The 17,506-nt window shown below is 28.8% G+C and carries 18 protein-coding genes; 3 read left to right on the top strand and 15 right to left on the bottom strand.

Going from position 1 to position 17,506, the window contains the following annotated elements; translation table 11 throughout:
- Positions 1 to 138: 138 nt before the first annotated feature.
- Positions 139 to 366, top strand: a complete 228-nt coding sequence (gene acpP, locus KGF46_RS00150) for an acyl carrier protein (protein WP_227434025.1) — start codon at positions 139 to 141, stop codon at positions 364 to 366.
- A gap of 160 nt (positions 367 to 526) precedes the next feature.
- Here acpP and KGF46_RS00145 read toward each other — a convergent pair whose 3' ends face one another.
- The 12 genes from KGF46_RS00145 to KGF46_RS00090 all read right to left on the bottom strand — a co-directional run bounded on the left by KGF46_RS00145 (position 527) and on the right by KGF46_RS00090 (position 12,041).
- On the bottom strand, positions 527 to 1,531 hold the full coding sequence (locus KGF46_RS00145) for a nucleoid-associated protein (protein WP_227827023.1): 1,005 nt from the start codon (positions 1,529 to 1,531) through the stop codon (positions 527 to 529).
- Between the two features lie 14 nt (positions 1,532 to 1,545).
- Positions 1,546 to 2,448 carry an RluA family pseudouridine synthase gene (locus tag KGF46_RS00140; RefSeq protein ID WP_227827022.1) on the bottom strand — a complete coding sequence of 301 codons (903 nt, stop codon included), beginning with the start codon at positions 2,446 to 2,448 and terminating at the stop codon, positions 1,546 to 1,548.
- Between the two features lie 178 nt (positions 2,449 to 2,626).
- Positions 2,627 to 3,802 (bottom strand): acetyl-CoA C-acetyltransferase, encoded by a 1,176-nt coding sequence (locus KGF46_RS00135; protein ID WP_227841999.1) that lies wholly within the window; start codon positions 3,800 to 3,802, stop codon positions 2,627 to 2,629.
- Between the two features lie 91 nt (positions 3,803 to 3,893).
- Positions 3,894 to 4,739, bottom strand: a complete 846-nt coding sequence (locus KGF46_RS00130; RefSeq protein ID WP_227827020.1) for a 3-hydroxybutyryl-CoA dehydrogenase — start codon at positions 4,737 to 4,739, stop codon at positions 3,894 to 3,896.
- Positions 4,740 to 4,839: 100 nt separating this feature from the next.
- Positions 4,840 to 5,637: an enoyl-CoA hydratase-related protein gene (locus KGF46_RS00125; protein ID WP_227827019.1), complete on the bottom strand. Its 798-nt coding sequence runs from the start codon at positions 5,635 to 5,637 to the stop codon at positions 4,840 to 4,842.
- An 18-nt stretch (positions 5,638 to 5,655) separates the two neighbouring features.
- The gene (locus KGF46_RS00120) at positions 5,656 to 6,666 is read right to left on the bottom strand and encodes an electron transfer flavoprotein subunit alpha/FixB family protein (protein WP_227827018.1); all 1,011 of its coding nucleotides are present in this window, start codon (positions 6,664 to 6,666) and stop codon (positions 5,656 to 5,658) included.
- Positions 6,667 to 6,684: 18 nt separating this feature from the next.
- Positions 6,685 to 7,467, bottom strand: coding sequence for an electron transfer flavoprotein subunit beta/FixA family protein (locus KGF46_RS00115; protein ID WP_227827017.1), 783 nt, complete (start codon positions 7,465 to 7,467; stop codon positions 6,685 to 6,687).
- A 56-nt stretch (positions 7,468 to 7,523) separates the two neighbouring features.
- The gene (locus tag KGF46_RS00110; protein ID WP_227827016.1) at positions 7,524 to 8,660 is read right to left on the bottom strand and encodes an acyl-CoA dehydrogenase; all 1,137 of its coding nucleotides are present in this window, start codon (positions 8,658 to 8,660) and stop codon (positions 7,524 to 7,526) included.
- Between the two features lie 694 nt (positions 8,661 to 9,354).
- A complete protein-coding gene (locus KGF46_RS00105) occupies positions 9,355 to 9,822 on the bottom strand; it encodes a YbaK/EbsC family protein (RefSeq protein WP_227827015.1) in 468 nt (155 codons plus the stop codon).
- Positions 9,823 to 9,907: 85 nt separating this feature from the next.
- Positions 9,908 to 10,450, bottom strand: a complete 543-nt coding sequence (locus KGF46_RS00100; protein WP_227827014.1) for a hypothetical protein — start codon at positions 10,448 to 10,450, stop codon at positions 9,908 to 9,910.
- A gap of 35 nt (positions 10,451 to 10,485) precedes the next feature.
- Positions 10,486 to 11,181 carry an ABC-2 transporter permease gene (locus KGF46_RS00095; protein ID WP_227827013.1) on the bottom strand — a complete coding sequence of 232 codons (696 nt, stop codon included), beginning with the start codon at positions 11,179 to 11,181 and terminating at the stop codon, positions 10,486 to 10,488.
- Complete coding sequence (locus KGF46_RS00090) at positions 11,181 to 12,041, bottom strand: ABC transporter ATP-binding protein (RefSeq protein WP_227827012.1); 861 nt, start codon at positions 12,039 to 12,041, stop codon at positions 11,181 to 11,183. The genes KGF46_RS00095 and KGF46_RS00090 overlap by 1 nt, the downstream gene beginning before the upstream one ends.
- A gap of 137 nt (positions 12,042 to 12,178) precedes the next feature.
- Between KGF46_RS00090 and KGF46_RS00085 the strand changes: the two genes are divergently transcribed.
- Both KGF46_RS00085 and yfcE read left to right on the top strand, forming a co-directional pair.
- A complete protein-coding gene (locus tag KGF46_RS00085; protein ID WP_227434012.1) occupies positions 12,179 to 12,979 on the top strand; it encodes an NAD(+)/NADH kinase in 801 nt (266 codons plus the stop codon).
- A gap of 23 nt (positions 12,980 to 13,002) precedes the next feature.
- On the top strand, positions 13,003 to 13,569 hold the full coding sequence (gene yfcE / locus KGF46_RS00080; RefSeq protein WP_227827011.1) for a phosphodiesterase: 567 nt from the start codon (positions 13,003 to 13,005) through the stop codon (positions 13,567 to 13,569).
- Between the two features lie 298 nt (positions 13,570 to 13,867).
- Here yfcE and KGF46_RS00075 read toward each other — a convergent pair whose 3' ends face one another.
- The 3 genes from KGF46_RS00075 to ytvI all read right to left on the bottom strand — a co-directional run bounded on the left by KGF46_RS00075 (position 13,868) and on the right by ytvI (position 17,498).
- A complete protein-coding gene (locus KGF46_RS00075) occupies positions 13,868 to 14,920 on the bottom strand; it encodes a cell wall-binding repeat-containing protein (RefSeq protein WP_227827010.1) in 1,053 nt (350 codons plus the stop codon).
- 210 nt (positions 14,921 to 15,130) lie between these two features.
- Positions 15,131 to 16,357: a peptidase T gene (gene pepT / locus KGF46_RS00070; protein WP_227827009.1), complete on the bottom strand. Its 1,227-nt coding sequence runs from the start codon at positions 16,355 to 16,357 to the stop codon at positions 15,131 to 15,133.
- An 88-nt stretch (positions 16,358 to 16,445) separates the two neighbouring features.
- The gene (ytvI, locus tag KGF46_RS00065) at positions 16,446 to 17,498 is read right to left on the bottom strand and encodes a sporulation integral membrane protein YtvI (RefSeq protein WP_227827008.1); all 1,053 of its coding nucleotides are present in this window, start codon (positions 17,496 to 17,498) and stop codon (positions 16,446 to 16,448) included.
- Positions 17,499 to 17,506: the final 8 nt, after the last annotated feature.

Genomic DNA, 17,506 nt, shown 5'->3' with positions numbered 1-17,506 from the left:
AAAGTTTATTCATCAAACAAGACTTTATTACTACCTTTATAAAATTTTATTACTTTTTACTAATTCCATATTGAAAAATTTTTGATATTATATTAAACTAACATTAAAATTAATTAAAACTGCTGTAGGAGGCTTAAAATGTTTGAAAAAATAAAAGAAATAATAGCAGAACAATTAGGGTTAGATAATTTAGATGAAATAACTATGGAAGCATCTTTAATGGAAGATTTAGAAGCTGATTCATTAGATGCTGTTGAGATTATAATGGCTCTTGAAGATGAATTTGGTATAGAAATACCAGATGAGGAAGCTGAAAACTTTAAATGTATTGGTGATATATGTAAATATATCGAAGAAAACAAATAATATCATCTTTTCTACAAATATAAATAGTCTGTGTCTACTTCTATTTAATATTTCTATTAGAAGTTTACACAGACTAGTCTACATTTATTTATAATTATATTAACTATACATTTATTCTAATTTAATTTATATCTAATTATATAAATTACTCAAATTAAGATTACTTTTCTTCATAAAATGTTACATTCTTTATTACTATATCTATAGTTCCATCTTGATTTTGCTTTACAGTATATTTCATTGGGTCCTCAAAATCAGTTAGGTTACCTTTTATATCAAAGCCATTATCAGTTTTTATACTTCTCTTTTTGAGCTTTTTCTCAACCCATTTTTTATCTATGCTAAAACCTTCATCAAGACCTTTTTCTTCCATGTGCTCTTTAAAACTACCTTTTAATTCTTCATCCTTAATTGAATTATCAACAAAATCATTTATATCAATTTCATGTTTTTCTTTTAATGTATAATTTAATATACTTCTTACATCTTCTGCTTGCTTTATATCATTGCTAAGAGCATTAGTTATCCAATTTTCGGCTGTATTTTTAAATACTTTTGTCTTATACTTATCATCGTCTATTTTTTTAGCATTCAAAAATTCTGTTACAAACTTTGATTCTGAACCCTCTTTTTCTGCATCTTTGTCTAAGAGTCTTAGATGAAACTCATCATTCATTCCACTTAATCCAATTAAAGCCCCTTGCTTTTGTCTTATAGTTTCTGGAATTCCAATTTCATTTGATACCATTTGAATATTAAATTTATCATCTACAAACTCAATTGAATGAGTATACAGTTTTTTATAATCTAATTTCAATATAGCAACACTCTTCTCATCTTTTACAGTATACAAGCAAACTGCCAAATCACAAGATTCTAATGCTGCATTAATCTTCATGACCTCAAACAGATAAGATGCTATTTCTTTAGAATTTTTTAAAAATGAACTTTCATCGTATATTATTTGCTCACAACAATTTTTGATTAAATTGTCATTATAATCTTTAAAGATACCTTTTCTTAAATCTTCATCCTTTGAAATTCTCTTTATTGCTTTTTGAAAAAATCCATCTACTTCTTGATTAACTTTACCTTCAAAATCATTTAATATTGGAACATCACTATTTTTATCCAAAACATGTATTATAAATTTATGTATTATCATATATATCACCCCATCTATCTTAATTTCGATATTAACTCTTGCATATCCTTCGGTATATCTGTTTTAAATTTTAAAATTTCTTTTGTTCTTGGTTGTTCAAACTCTAAGCTATATGCATGAAGAGCTTGCCTATTTATAAGATTTTCATCTATATAACCATATAACTCATCACCTATTATTCTATGACCTATATGAGCCATATGCACCCTTATTTGGTGTGTTCTACCAGTTTCTAGCTTTACTTCTAGTACGGTTGCATTTTTTAATCTTTCTACTACTTTATAATGGGTAACAGATGCTTGTCCTCTTTCATCTATTACTCTCTTTATTGAATCCTCTTCAGGTCTATAAATTGGTTCATTTATAGTTCCCTCATCTTCATCTATAATCCCATTCACTACTGTTATATATGTTTTTTCAACTTTATTTTCACTCATTGATGTAGACAAAGTATGATGTGCATAAGCATTTTTTGCTACTATAACAAGCCCTGAAGTGTTCATATCAAGTCTATTCACAAATCGTATTTTTACATTTTCTTTATGCTTCTCTATATAATAACTAATACCATTTGCTATTGTATTATCATAGTGACTTTTAGTTGGATGAACTACCATAAATGGTGGCTTATTTACCATAATTATATCAAAATCATCATATATTATTTGTAAATTTAAATCTTGTGGCTCAAAATTTGCTTTTTCTTCTTCTATTTTTACCTCTATTAAATCACCACAAGACACTTTTAAACTTGGTTTTTTATATACACCATTTACTAATACACTTTTTTCTCTTTTCATCTTTGACAATGACCTCACCGAAAAATTTAGCTTATCCAGCAAAACTTCTTTTAGAGTCATTTCTTCTTCATTTGTATATGATATAAGATTATATTTTTGATTTTCTTTTTTAAACAAACTTTTACCTACTTTCTTTTATATCTTCAAAATCATGATATTATATATTTTACACTATTTTTGTTTAATAGATAATAGTTATTTTTTAACCATAAAAACCTGTAAGAATAACAAATAGTTACTCTTACAGGTTAAATTCCTGGTTAAATGTTTAATTTTTAAAAATCATAATCTAAAACTATCTTTTAACTATTAAAGTAGTTCCCATTCCACCACCTATACAAAGTGTAGCTAAACCAGTTTTAGCATCTCTTCTCTTCATTTCATATAAAAGTGTAGTAAGTATTCTTGCTCCTGAGCATCCTATTGGATGTCCTATAGCTATTGCTCCACCATTGACATTAACTTTAGCCATATCTATGTTTAAATCTTTTACTACCGCTATAGATTGAGCAGCAAATGCTTCATTAGCCTCAACTAAATCTATATCTTCAATAGTCATATTAGCAGCTGCTAAAGCTTTTTTAGTTGCTGGAACTGGTCCATATCCCATTATTGTAGGGTCAACACCAGCTGTTCCATAAGAAACTATAGTTGCAAGAGGTTCTATTCCTAGTTCTTCAGCTTTTTCTTTAGCCATTACTACTAACATAGCAGCACCATCATTAATTCCTGATGCATTACCAGCAGTAACTGTTCCATCTTTTTTAAATGCAGGTCTTAATTTAGCAAGTTTTTCTATTGTAGTACCAGCTTTAATATATTCATCTTTGTCTACTACAGTGTCACCTTTTCTTCCTTTTATAACCACTGGAACTATTTCTTCGTCAAATTTTCCTTCAGCTTGAGCTTTTTCAGCTTTATTTTGACTTGCAAGAGCTAATGCATCTTGTTCTTCTCTAGTTATATTCCATTGTTCTGCTATATTTTCAGCAGTTATACCCATGTGATAGTTATTAAATATATCTGATAATCCATCTTTTATCATTGAATCAACGAAAGCAGTATCACCCATTCTTGCACCATATCTAGCACTTGGTACTAAATAAGGAGACATACTCATGTTTTCAGCTCCACCAACTAGCATTATATCAGCGTCCCCTAATGCTATAAGTTGAGATGCCATTGAAACAGATCTTAATCCAGAACCACAAACTATATTTATAGTCATAGCTGGTTTCTCTACTGGTATTCCTGCACCTAATGCTATTTGTCTTGCTACATTTTGACCAAGACCTGCTGTAAGTACTCCTCCTAAAAGTGATTCATCTATCATATCTGGAGTTATATTAGCTCTTTTTATAGCTTCTTTAGCTGCTGTTATCCCTAATTCTACTGCTGAAACTGATTTAAATGCTCCTCCAAAACTTCCTACTGCTGTTCTAGCTGCACTGGCAATTACTACTTCTCTCATATTCATTACCCCCATTAAATTAGATTTTTATCAGATTTTTGAGATTGTTTTTTTTTAGACAATATCAGTTAAATTTTTTAGATTTAAGTTCTTATTTATTATAATCATAGAATCCTATTTTAGTTTTTCTTCCTAATTGATTAGCTCTAACCATTTTAGCTAAAAGTGGATGAGGTCTATATTTAGTATCTCCAAATTCAGTATATAGAACGTTCATTATAGCTAAAACAACATCTAATCCTATTAAATCCCCTAATGCTAAAGGTCCCATTGGATGGTTTGCACCTAGTTTCATAGCTTCATCTATTTCTTCTTTACTTGCAACACCATCTGCATATATACCAACAGCTTCATTTATCATAGGTATAAGTATTCTATTTACTACAAATCCAGGAGATTCAGATACATCTACTGGTACTTTATTGATACTCTTAGATAATTCAAATACTGTATCAAAAGTAACTTTTGATGTTAATTGACCGCTTATAACTTCAACTAATTTCATCATAGGAACTGGATTGAAGAAATGCATTCCTATAACTTTATCTGCTCTATTAGTAGAAGAAGCTATTTCTGTTATAGATAATGATGAAGTATTTGTTGCTAAAATAGTATCGTCTTTACATAACTCATCTAATAATTTAAAAACATCTTTCTTTATGTTCATATCTTCTACAGATGCTTCTATTATTAAGTCCATGTCTTTTAAATCTTCATAGTTAGTAGTTGAACTAACATGACTTAATATTTCTGATTTTGTAGCTTCATCCATTTTTCCCTTAGTAACTAATTTAGTTAAATTTTTATCTAATAATCCTAAGCATTTATCTATAGCACCTTGAGTTCTACTCTTTAAACATACATCATGACCACAACTTGCAAAAGTTTGTACAATACCACTTCCCATAGTTCCACTACCTATTACAGCTAATTTCATAGTTATAACCTCCTGTTATTTTAGTATTTATATTCTGTTAACTAGATTAAAGTATTTATTCAATCTAGTTAACAGAAAATATATTTTTAATTAGATTTGTTTACCCTTTTATAAAGTTAGCTTCTCTTTTTTCAACAAAAGCTGACATTCCTTCTTTCTGGTCTTTAGTTGAAAAACAAAGTCCAAAGAAATTAGATTCTATATCTATTCCAGTATCTATATCAGTTTGAGCACCAAGTTGTATAGCTTCTTTAGAGTATCTAACTGCAAGTTGAGCATTTTTAGCTATTGTTTTAGCTAGTTTTTCAACTTCTTCCATTAAAACTTCTGGCTCGACAACTCTATTTACTAGCCCTATTTTTTCAGCTTCATCAGCTTTTATAACTTGACCTGTAAAGATTAATTCTTTTGCTTTTGCCAGTCCAACCAGTCTTGTAAGTCTTTGAGTTCCTCCATATCCTGGAGTTATTCCAAGAGTTACTTCTGGTTGCCCAAATTTAGCTTTAGCAGATGCAATTCTTATATCACAAGCCATTGCTAGTTCGCATCCTCCACCTAAAGCAAATCCATTTACAGCTGCTATTATTACTTTTTTACTATCTTCTATTTCTCTAAAAGCTTTAGCTCCTAGAAGGCTAAAGTCTTTAGCAGCTACAGCATCTAAATCTTTCATATATGCAATATCTGCTCCAGCTACAAATGCTTTTCCTTCCCCTGTCAATATTACTACATCGATAGTTTCATCATTGTTAATATCTGCAAATACTTCATAAAGTTCTTCTAAAGTTTTTGAATTGATTGCATTAAGGGCTTTAGGTCTATTCATTTTCACTGTACATATATTTTCATTTACTTCAACAGCTATATTCTCATAAACTTTAACATCGCTTGTACTCATAATACCCTCCCCAAGAAATTAGTTAGCTAAAACTTCACCTTTTTCTTTTGCAACACTTAATTGACTTATAAGTTCTGGAAGTACTTTGTGAACATCTCCAACTATACCAACATCAGCATATTTAAATATTGGAGCTTCTGGGTTTTTGTTTATAGCAACTATAAACTCAGCATCTTCCATACCAGCTATATGTTGTATTGCTCCAGATATACCACATGCTATATAAAGGTCTGGTCTTACAGTTTTACCAGTTTGACCTACTTGTCTTGCTTTATCTAACCATCCTGCATCTATAGTTGCACGAGAACCAGAAACTTCTCCACCTATAATTTCAGCTAATTCATAAAGTATGTCTAAATTTTCTTTTCCGCCCATTCCACGTCCAGCAGAAACTAATATTTTAGCATCTTCTATTTTAACTTGTTTTTTAGCTTCTTTTATTATTTCTACAACTTGAACTAATTTATCAGCTTCAGTAAATTCTACTTTAAAACGATTAATTACAGCTTCTCTAGTTTCATCAACTTCATTTTTCTTCATAACTCCTGGTCTAACTGTAGACATTTGAGGTCTGAAATCTTTACAAACTATTGTTGCCATTATATTTCCACCAAAAGCAGGTCTTGTCATTAATAATAATTTTGTATCTTCAGCTACTGCAAGTCCTGTACAGTCAGCAGTAAGTCCTGTATGTACTCTAGCAGATACTCTAGGTGCTAAGTCTCTACCTATTGAAGTTGCACCAAATAATACAACTATTGGGTCAGCTGCTTTTATTGCTTCATATGCAGCTTTTGTATATGGTTCAGTTGTATACACTGCTAAAGCTTCATCATCTACTACTATTACTTCATCAGCTCCATAATGTGCTAATGTATCTATTAAATCTTCTACCTTACTACCTAAAAGTAATGCAGAAACTTTTGTATCATAATCTTTGGCTATTTCTGTTGCCTTTCCTAATAATTCTAAAGAAACAGTTTGAATTACATTTTCTCTTTGTTCTATTACTACTAAAACGTTACCCATTCTTTATCCCCCCTTAAATTATATGATATACTTCTCTTTTAATTTATCTATTACAATTCCAGCTGATGTTTTTGCATCTTCATTGTATATTGTTCCAGCTGGTTTAACTGATTTTGTAAATGATTTAAATACACTAGTTGGAGAACCTTTAAGACCTAAGTTAGAAGGGTCAACTTCTATATCTTTTACAGTCCATGTTTCTACTACATCATTTTCGAAAGCATCATATATTCTTCCAACTTTCATGTATCTTGGTGTGTTCATATCTTTAAGAGTTGTTATAAGGCATGGCATTTTAACTTTTAAGTCATGACAACAATCTTCAAATTGTCTTTTTACTAACACATATTCGCCTTCAGTTTTTATTTCTTCAGCATATGTTATTGATGGAAGCTTTAAATGTTCAGCTATTTGAGGTCCAACTTGTGCAGTATCACCATCTATAGCCTGTCTTCCAGCTATTATAATATCAAAATCTATATTTTTTAATGCTCCTGCTAATGCTGATGAAGTTGCCCAAGTATCAGCACCTGCAAAAGCTCTGTCTGTTAATAATATTCCTCTATCTGCACCCATTGCTAAAGCTTCTTTTAAAGCCATATCTGCTTGAGGAGGTCCCATTGTTATTACAGTTACATGAGCTCCCATTTCTTCTTTTAATCTTATAGCTTCTTCTAAACCTGCTTTATCATCAGGGTTTATTATACTTGGTACTCCATCTCTAATTAAAGTACCTGTATTAGGATCTAGTTTAACTTCTGTTGTATCTGGAACTTGTTTTATACAAACGACTATCTTCATAAATCCTTCCTCCATATCTATTTTAATATCGACCTATTGTGTATATTTTAATATCTCTATTTTAATAATTTTCCTGAAATAACCATTCTTTGAACTTCACTAGTTCCTTCATATATTTCAGTTATCTTAGCATCTCTCATCATTCTTTCTACTGGATAATCACGAGTGTATCCATATCCACCATGAAGTTGTACAGCTTTTGTAGTAACTTCCATAGCTGTTTCTGCTGCAAATAATTTTGCCATTGCTGCTTCTACTCCATAAGGTTTTCCTAAGTCTTTATTTATAGCTGCTTGATATACAAGATGTCTAGCCGCTTGTATTCTAACTTCCATATCAGCTAATTGGAATTGTGTATTTTGGAATTTTGATAATGGTCTACCAAATTGTACTCTTTCTTTTACATATTTAACTGTTTCATCAAGAGCACCTTGTGCTAAACCTAAAGCTTGTGCTGCGATACCAATTCTACCACCATCAAGAGTAGACATTGCTATCTTAAATCCTTGGCCTTCTTTTCCAAGTAAATTTTCTTTAGGTATTCTACAATCTTCAAATATTAATTCACTAGTAGCTGAACCTCTTATACCCATTTTCTTTTCTTTAACACCAAAGCTAAATCCAGGAGTTCCTTTTTCAACTATAAATGCTGAAATTCCTCTATTACCTTTAGCTTTATCAGTCATTGCCATTACTACGTATATATCTCCAGCGATTGCATTTGTTATAAATATTTTTGAGCCATTAAGTATGTATTCATCTCCATCTAAAACAGCAGTAGTTTGTTGTCCAGACGCATCTGTACCAGCATTAGGTTCAGTAAGACCAAATGCTCCTAATTTTTCTCCACTTGCTAATGGTCTTAAGAATTTTTGTTTTTGTTCTTCATTACCATATTGATATATAGGCCATGAACCAAGAGATGTATGAGCTGATAATATAACTCCTGTAGTACCACAAACTCTAGACAATTCTTCAACTGCCATTATATAACCTACAGTGTCTCCACCTTCTCCACCATATTCTTTTGGATATGGTATACCCATCATTCCTGCTTTTGCCATTTTTTCCACTGTTTCATAAGGAAATCTTTCTTCTTCATCAAGTTCTGTTGCTAAAGGTTTAACTTCATTTTCAGCGAAGCTTACATATAACTCTTTAAGCATCTGATATTTTTTAGAATTTAAATCCATAATAGCCTCCTCAGTATTTTATAAATATTTTATTTTCATTTATTAATTAAAATCTCGGCAACATCTATAATAAAGTATTTGAGTATACGTCGAGAAATTTATAACCTTAATTAAAGTCCGCCCTATATTTATATGCAATTATATTAACCGATTATGACATTAATTTAATTATAAATTGTTAATTTAAAGTCAACTTCACTTAAAAAAAATCTCGCTTTTTGGAATTTTGTGAAATTTCAAGCTATAATAAAACTTCTCTCACAATGGTTATAGATAAAATAATTTGTTTATGATATTAATTCTAGGGTATATCAATAGTAAATGTTCTATATATTAGTATTTCAACCCATATATAAATTTTTTCTATCATATCAAAATTATTTTAATAGAGCTAAATAATCATATTTTTTGTGATTATTTTTGTTTTTTAAATATCTTACATCTATAATAGTATCACTCAAAGGATAATTTTTCAATAATTTCTAATTATTTTTTTAACAATATTTACTACATTTTTTCCATATTTTTGTCATTTTTTTATTATTTCGAAGAAAAATCAGAATTTTTTAACTTTATTTTGGATTATTAGTTTAAATTAGATTTTCCTCTTAGATTTATAAATATTTTCCACATAAAAATATCCCCAAACAGATTGTATACAGGGATATTTTTTTACTAATTTTCACTATATTTTTTACCAATTTTTACAAACATCTACCCATTTCTCACACTTAGAAAACTTCTCCATTTCATCACATGTAAGTTCTATTGCTGAATTACTGCTCCCACATGCAGGAAATACTGTATCAAATCTCTTCATTGAATCATCTAAATATACTTTTAAAGGCTTTTTTAAACCAAATGGACAAACACCACCAATAGCATGTCCAGTAAAGTCTAGGACTTCTTCTGGTGCTAACATTTTAGCTTTACAACTAAACTCATCCTTGTATTTTTTATTATCAATCTTAGCATCTCCAGCTGTAACAATTAAAATTGCATCCTCTCCTATTTTAAATGAAAGAGTCTTAGCGATTCTAGCTGGAATAACTCCCGCCGCTTCTGCCGCAAGTTCTACAGTAGCACTGGATTGTTCAAACTCTAGTATGCTATCTTCCCTTCCAAATTCTTTAAAGTACTCTCTTACATTGCTTATTGACATTGAACACCCTCCCAATCTGAATATTTATAAATTTCATACTATTTTAATTATATATGTAATAACTTTATTTTTCAATTTTTTCAAATTACTCCATAACATTAGAATTCCATACATCATTATTTTTTCCAACTACTAGATATAAACCTTTTGCAATAGGTATTTCCACAGTAAATTCGCCCTTATATTCTACACTCATACCAGAGTCGTTAAAATACCTATAATCAAAGTTTAACCCCTTTGGAATCACAAAATCGACATAACCTTGATTATTCGACTTTATCCCATAGTTTAAGGTTTTTTCAGTTATAGAATTTTTTTCATTAAACAAATCTATATTTACATAATAAGAGCATTTATTCTCTCCTTTTTTACTCTCTATACAATTCTCAAATCTCATTTTTGCACTGTTTAACCTATAACTGTATTTACTGTTATTACTTATTTTGAATCTTATAACAGTACCAATTTCTTCACTTCTTCTGCTATCAAAATCAAAAACAATTTCCTCTAAATGATTTATTTCATAATCTTTGACACTTACCATATCTCTATATGCTAATTTATTTATAGCTATGAATAGTGTAAAAACTCCCAAAATAAAAATTGAAACTTTTATGAACTTATTCATTTCTAATCTCCTTATATTTTACGCTATAATATTAATTAAAAACTTTTATAATTAAACTTATTTTTTTTTGAAATCTTAATAGAGAAATACATAGATATTATAAAAATTATTATAGTCAAAAACGTCACACTGTATAGATTTATATATCTAGTATTAGTCATATCAGTAATATAATTTGAAAGGTATACGCCTCCTACATTACTATAATTAACATGCTTTACTTGATATACTATCATACTAACCATTCTTAAAAGACTCCCATATACAAAATAAATTAAAATACTTATTATTAATCCACAAATTTTCATTTTTCCATATCCAAATTTAAAAAATAAAGGAAGCACTATTGATAAAATTGCTAAAAATATATTTATAGAAAAGAATACATCATTTAAAACCATGCTTCTAAAAAACACTAATGATGTCAATTTACTTATTAAAGATACAATTGTTGTTATAAAAATTATTAATCCCACACCTAATAAGTACTTCGAATACACTATATCTTCGATACTAACTGGCATACTTCTTATAAATATTCTTGAATCACTTTCATAATCACATTCAAATGTATTTACAAAAATTAAATAACCTATGACAACACTTACTGTATAATACGAAATTGAGTTAAGGAAAAAATAAAAAACAAAAAACAGCAATATGTACTTTAAATTACGAACACCATCTGAACTAATTCCTATTATTAAATCTTTTTTTATCAAATTGAACATCATTTCACCTCATTTATATAATAATACATTAGTTCTTCTATAGTAGGATTTTTAACTTTATGCTTATCAATTTCTATCAATAAGCTTTTTACTTTTAAGTTATCTCCAACTTTCAGTAGTGCTTCACTATAATATTTATACTCTTTTACACCAACTATATTTTCTTTAATTTCTTCTAATTCTGCTTTATTTGCCCTAATTATTTTATACTCCTGCTCTAACATATCTTTCTTTATTGTAAAAATCTGATTTCCTTTATTTATAAAAATAAGATAATCCGCAATCCTAATTAAATTATCAGTATTGTGAGTTGAAATTATTACACTACTATTTCCATTTTTCACAAAATCTTTTAGATACTGCATTATTTCTTTTCTTACAATTGGGTCTATTCCAGCAGTTGGTTCATCCAGAATAAGTAGTTTTGCATTATGGCTAAGTGCATTTGCTAGCATAAGCTTCTCAGATTGTCCTTTGGATAAATTCTTAATATGTATATTTTCTTCTATCTCAAATTTTTCAAGATATTCATCAAATCTTTCTCTATCAAAATTACTATAAAATAAGGATACTATTCTTCTAAACTCTTTCACCTTTAAATGCGGATAAAATTGTAAAGAATCATATACAAAACCAATATTGTTTTTAAAACTTACTGGAGAATTGTCAATTGTTTCATTACAAAGTTCAATTTCACCCTCATCAGCATCAATAATGCCCATTATAATTTTTATTAAAGTTGTCTTTCCAGAACCATTTGGTCCTATAACTCCAATAATATCTCCTTCTTTTAATTCCAAGTTTATATTATTTAATTTAAATTTACCTAATTTTTTTGTGATATTCTTTACCTTAAACACGTCTTCACCTCTTATGTAATTTTTTATACCCCCCTATACATATTTTAACACATTCACAACAAGCTAGGTCATTTATAAATTTATAAATTAAGAATTATAAAACTATGTTATAATACAAAGTATGAAGAGGTGAATATATGAAAAGAATTATAACTATAAATGCAAACCAATTAAATAAGTCCCTTGAGACTAAAGAACTCTTAACTAGAAAACTTGTCAACGCTGGCTTTGAGGTGTATTCAGATATTTATCCAGATACAGAACTTATTATATCAATTGGCGGTGATGGCTCTTTTTTAAGAACAGTTAGAGATTTCGATTTTCCTGAAATTCCCATAATGGGTATAAATACAGGACATCTGGGATTTTTTCCTGATATTTTACCAGATAAGATTGATAGCTTTATTGAAGCTTATATAAAAAAGGATTATATTATTCAAGAAATGTCACTTCTTAATGCTGAAGTATATACAACTACTAGCGGTTCTAACATGCTTGCTGTAAATGAAGTTGTTATAAGAGGAGACAAGTCTAGAACTATACATCTTAATCTAAGCCTTGATGATAAACATATACAAAATTTTAGTGGAGATGGTATGATTATTTCTACTTCCACAGGTTCAACCGCCTACAACTATTCTGCTGGCGGTAGTATTGTTGATATAAAACTTGAACTTATGCAGATTACACCGTTACATCCAATAAACACTAATGCATATAGATGTTTTACATCAAGCATAATATGTTCAAATGAATCTGTTATAAAGATTGCACCAGAATACAGATTTGAAGATTCATTATTGATTGTTGTTGATGGTGTTGAGCACAGATTTAGACAAATCGAAAATATAAAAGTTAGCATGTCTGATGCAAAAATAAAATTACTTAGGATGTCAAATTACGAGTTTTGGCATAGAGTATCTGAAAAATTTTTATAGACTGCACTTAGGAGGATTTTAATATGAAAATAGGAATAATGAGTGATACTCATGGTAGTTTACTTTACTTTGAAAAAGCATTAAATGTATTATCTGACTGTGATATTCTCTTACATGGAGGAGATGTCTTATATCATGGTCCTAGAAATGATATTCCAGAAGGATATAATCCTAAAAAATTTATAGAAGTGTTAAACAAATTAGAAAATATTATAATTGTTAAAGGTAACTGTGATGCAGATGTCGACCAGATGGTAATAGAACATCCTATTCAAAGTCCTTATGTCATGAGCCAATTTGGAGAAATTAGGATTATATTAAATCATGGTTATACAGAAACAGAAGAAGAAATTATTGATAAATCAAAGAAAATGGGTGCTGACATATTAGTTTTAGGACATACTCATGTAAAGAAACTATATATGGATGATAATTTAATAGTTATAAATCCAGGAAGTACTTCTATCCCCAAAGATGGAAGCCATTCTGTAGCAATTATAGATATTATAAAAACTGATGATGAAGATGAGCTTGAACTTGATATCAATTTAATCGATATTAATACTGGAAATGTAATCAATATTAACTAAATGTAGTATTCCATAAGAATGTATGAAAAACATTAAAGGTTAATACTTAAAACATATATAGTAAATTTAATTGAAAAAGAAAAATATATTATAGATAGACACTTCACATTGAGGTGTCTTTTCTATATCATTAGAAAACTGTATAACCTACTGTATTGTAAAGTATCTATTAGCACAAAAATAAGTAAACTAAGCTATTTGCAACTTAATTAGAATTTCATATACATCAATTCAAACTTCTAATTAAACATAACTTAGTTTACTTGTCTTTATTATATAATATTACTAATTGATAAAACTACTGTAATCCTAATGCTTCTGTATAAGGATTACTATTTTTTCCTCCACCAACTTGTATAAATTTATCTGCTTTTACTTTCTTTATAAAACTTTGTTGTCCATTACTTAGACTTCCACTTGCAAGAATGACAGGTGACTTTGTTTTTGCCGCCAATACTCCAGCAGCAAGCCCATCAACTAAATCAGCTTCTCTACCACTTCCATCCTTTGCAAAATACATATTACTAACCTTACTTAATTTTCCATAAAATTTTTCTAAAACTTTAGCATTTGTATCTTTTCTATCTGTTCCAGCTAATCTTTCTGAATTTACTAGTTGTCCCTCAAGTTTTTTGCTTATATTATATTCTCCACCTATTATGTATGTCTCATTTGAATTTTGTGTTATAAAACTTTTAGCCTCACTTCTTATACTATCTTTACTTGCATATATTATAGCCATATTATCACTTGCAGCTGGACTTGATATAGAAGTTGCATCTGCTAGGCCATTATACCCATTAACTACTGCTATTTTTGAAACGCCTAAATCTCCTGTATCATCCAATTGTTTAGTAAGAAGCAAAGAAGTTTCTTCTCTGTCTGCTCCTCCAATTCTACTTACTAAAACACCTGTATCTTCAAGATATTTTTTTACACTTGATGAAATTGCTCCTTCACTTCCAATTAAAATAATTTCTTCAGGATTAAGTCTTGTTATCTCATCTGCTACATTTTCTGGTACATTATTTTTATTAGTAAGTAGTATTGGAGCATCCAATTTACTTGCTAAAGGAGTTGAAGCTAGTGCATCTGGTAATGAATTTGAATTTACTAGAAAAATCCTTTCTGAACCATTATTCCATCCACTTTGAGATATTTTTATAGCTGTATCAAATCTATCTTCCCCAATTAACTTTTCTCCCTTTGGAGATTTTCTATTTTGAATATAGCTATTCATATTTTCCTGCGAATTTTGATTCTTGCTAGTTGTATCTGCATATACACAGCTAGGCATTACAAGCCCTAATACAAGTGCAAATACCATTATTTTTTTAGATTTAATTTTCAATATAATTCCCCCTTATTTAAAATATTAATACTTATTGTTACTCTGCAATACTTATTTATACCCCAAAGTGAATATAATTACCTTTTATCAAAATAATTATAAAAATAGCTACATCATCTTAAATACAAAACAAACTTACAATCAGTTTGTTTTATAAAGAATGATATAGCTATTATAACTTTAAACTCTTAATTTTTGAATACTTTTTAACTAAACTCTTTCAGCATATTTTTCAGCTATTCTTATAACTAATTTAGTAGCTTTCTCCATAGAACTAACTGGAATACATTCATTTTTACCATGGAAGTTTAATCCTCCAGTAAATATATTTGGACAAGGTAATCCTTCAAATGATAGTCTTGCACCATCAGTACCACCTCTTACAGGAACTAAACGTGGCTTTATACCTACTTCTTCCATTGCCTCTTTGGCTATATCAACGATGAACATAACTGGCTCAATCTTTTCTTTCATATTATAATAAGAATCTTTTAAGTCTAATTCCACTCTATTATCATATTTCTTATTTATTTTTTCTATATTTTCTATCATTATAGATTTTCTTTGTTCAAATTTTTCTCTACAATGGTCTCTAATAATATAAGCCATGCTTACAGTTTCAACATTTCCATTTATAGTATTTAGATGCCAAAAGCCTTCATAACCTTCTGTTGTTTCTGGTCTTTCATCTGCTGGGAACATTTCTGAGATTTCAGATGCTATATGTATAGCATTGACCATTTTATTCTTAGCTGAACCTGGATGAACGTTTCTACCATGTATAGTAATAGTTGCATTTGCTGCATTAAAGTTTTCACATTCAAGTTCTCCAACTACTCCTCCATCTAAAGTATATGCATATTTTGCTCCAAATTTTTCAACATCAAATAGATTTGCACCTCTTCCAATTTCCTCATCAGGTGTAAATCCTATTTTTATATCTCCATGTTTAATTTCGGGGTGATTGATTAAATATTCTATTGCAGTTACTATCTCAGCTATTCCAGCTTTATCATCAGAACCAAGTAAAGTTGTTCCATCAGTAACTATTAAATCATCTCCTTTAAATTCTACTAATTCTGGAGAATCTTTTACACATGTAACAACATTTAATTCTTCATTTAAAACTATATCTTTTCCATCATAATTTTTTATTATTCTTGGTTTAATATCTTTTCCACTTATATCTTCAATTGTATCCAAGTGTGATATGAATCCTATAGTATCTACACCTTCAACATTTCCTTTTAAAGTAGCCATTACGTAACTGTTTTCATCTAAACTTACTTCATCAATACCAATTGATTTTAACTCTTCAACTATATACTCAGCTAAAACTCTTTGACCTTCTGAAGATGGACAATTTTCACATTGAGAATTCGATGTTGTATCAAATGATACATATTTTAAAAATCTTTCTACTACTTTTTGTTTCATGCATATACCTTCTTTCTTACAATATTAATGGAATTTTTATTTATTAGTGAATAAAATTTTACTACAAAAATATCTTCATTATTTATAGCTAAAAGATATCCACCTTCTTAAGTATATCATGCATACATACCAAACCCAAACAAAAAATTACTCCTATTATTCCCTTTACCTGAATTCCAATAAAAATTGCAGCCAGTGTTGCTAATGGATTTAACCCAACATTTACTGAAACTAATTTGGGTTCAAGTATTTCTCTTATTAGAGATAAAACAAAAAATATTATAGTCATGCTTACAGCTATAAAATAATTTTTTATAAGAAAATAGTACACGATTACTGGAAGATATATTGTTATTATTCCTAAAAATGGAATTAAGTCCATTAAAGCTCCTACAAAAGCTACTATCAGACCATATTTTAATCCAAATATAGCGAAACTTCCCCATATCGCAAAAAAAGTTATAGCCATAAGTATTGTATAAGCTCTTATATATCCTACAAGAGAAAGACCTGCTTCCTTCTTTACATTCTTTACCTTTTTTCTGACATCAACAGTAAACATATTATAGAAATTATTTTCAATTTTATCTAAATCTTTTGCTATAAAATATGTAGCAATAAACAAAGTAATTATAAATATTATAATATATGGAATAGAAGTAGCCAGTCCAAGTATACTTGTAAGGAGATTTTTTGTAATATGCATTACTTCATTACTAAACTTACTTACTAATTGTTCTATATCAAAATTAGCTATTTCTTGAAATGATTTCATATATGTATTTACTTTATTTAAAAAATACATAATTGTATTGCTTATATCTTCAGGGTTGGTAGATATATTATTTAGAAATCCCATTAATTCTTTCACTGAATTTATTACGATTATTGTAGTAACTGTACTTACTACTGCTACTGCAAGAAAACTCAAAACTAATGTGGACACACCCTTATTGATGTTAAACTTATTTTCTAATTTTTGTGATATAGGATTAATCATAAGAGCTATTATTCCACCTAAAAAAAATGGAGCTATGTATGGAAATGCTTTATAAATAAAAATAAACAACAATGTGTATATACAAAAAAAGATAGTGTTATTTTTTAATTTGTATAAAAAATCATTTTCTAATATGTTCATCTTAAAAA

The sequence above is a fragment of the Clostridioides sp. ZZV14-6153 genome, from assembly GCF_020657855.1.
Classification (GTDB): Bacteria; Bacillota; Clostridia; order Peptostreptococcales; family Peptostreptococcaceae; genus Clostridioides.
The sequence above is the reverse complement of the archived record's forward strand: the minus strand, read 5'-3'. Positions and strand labels throughout refer to the sequence as shown.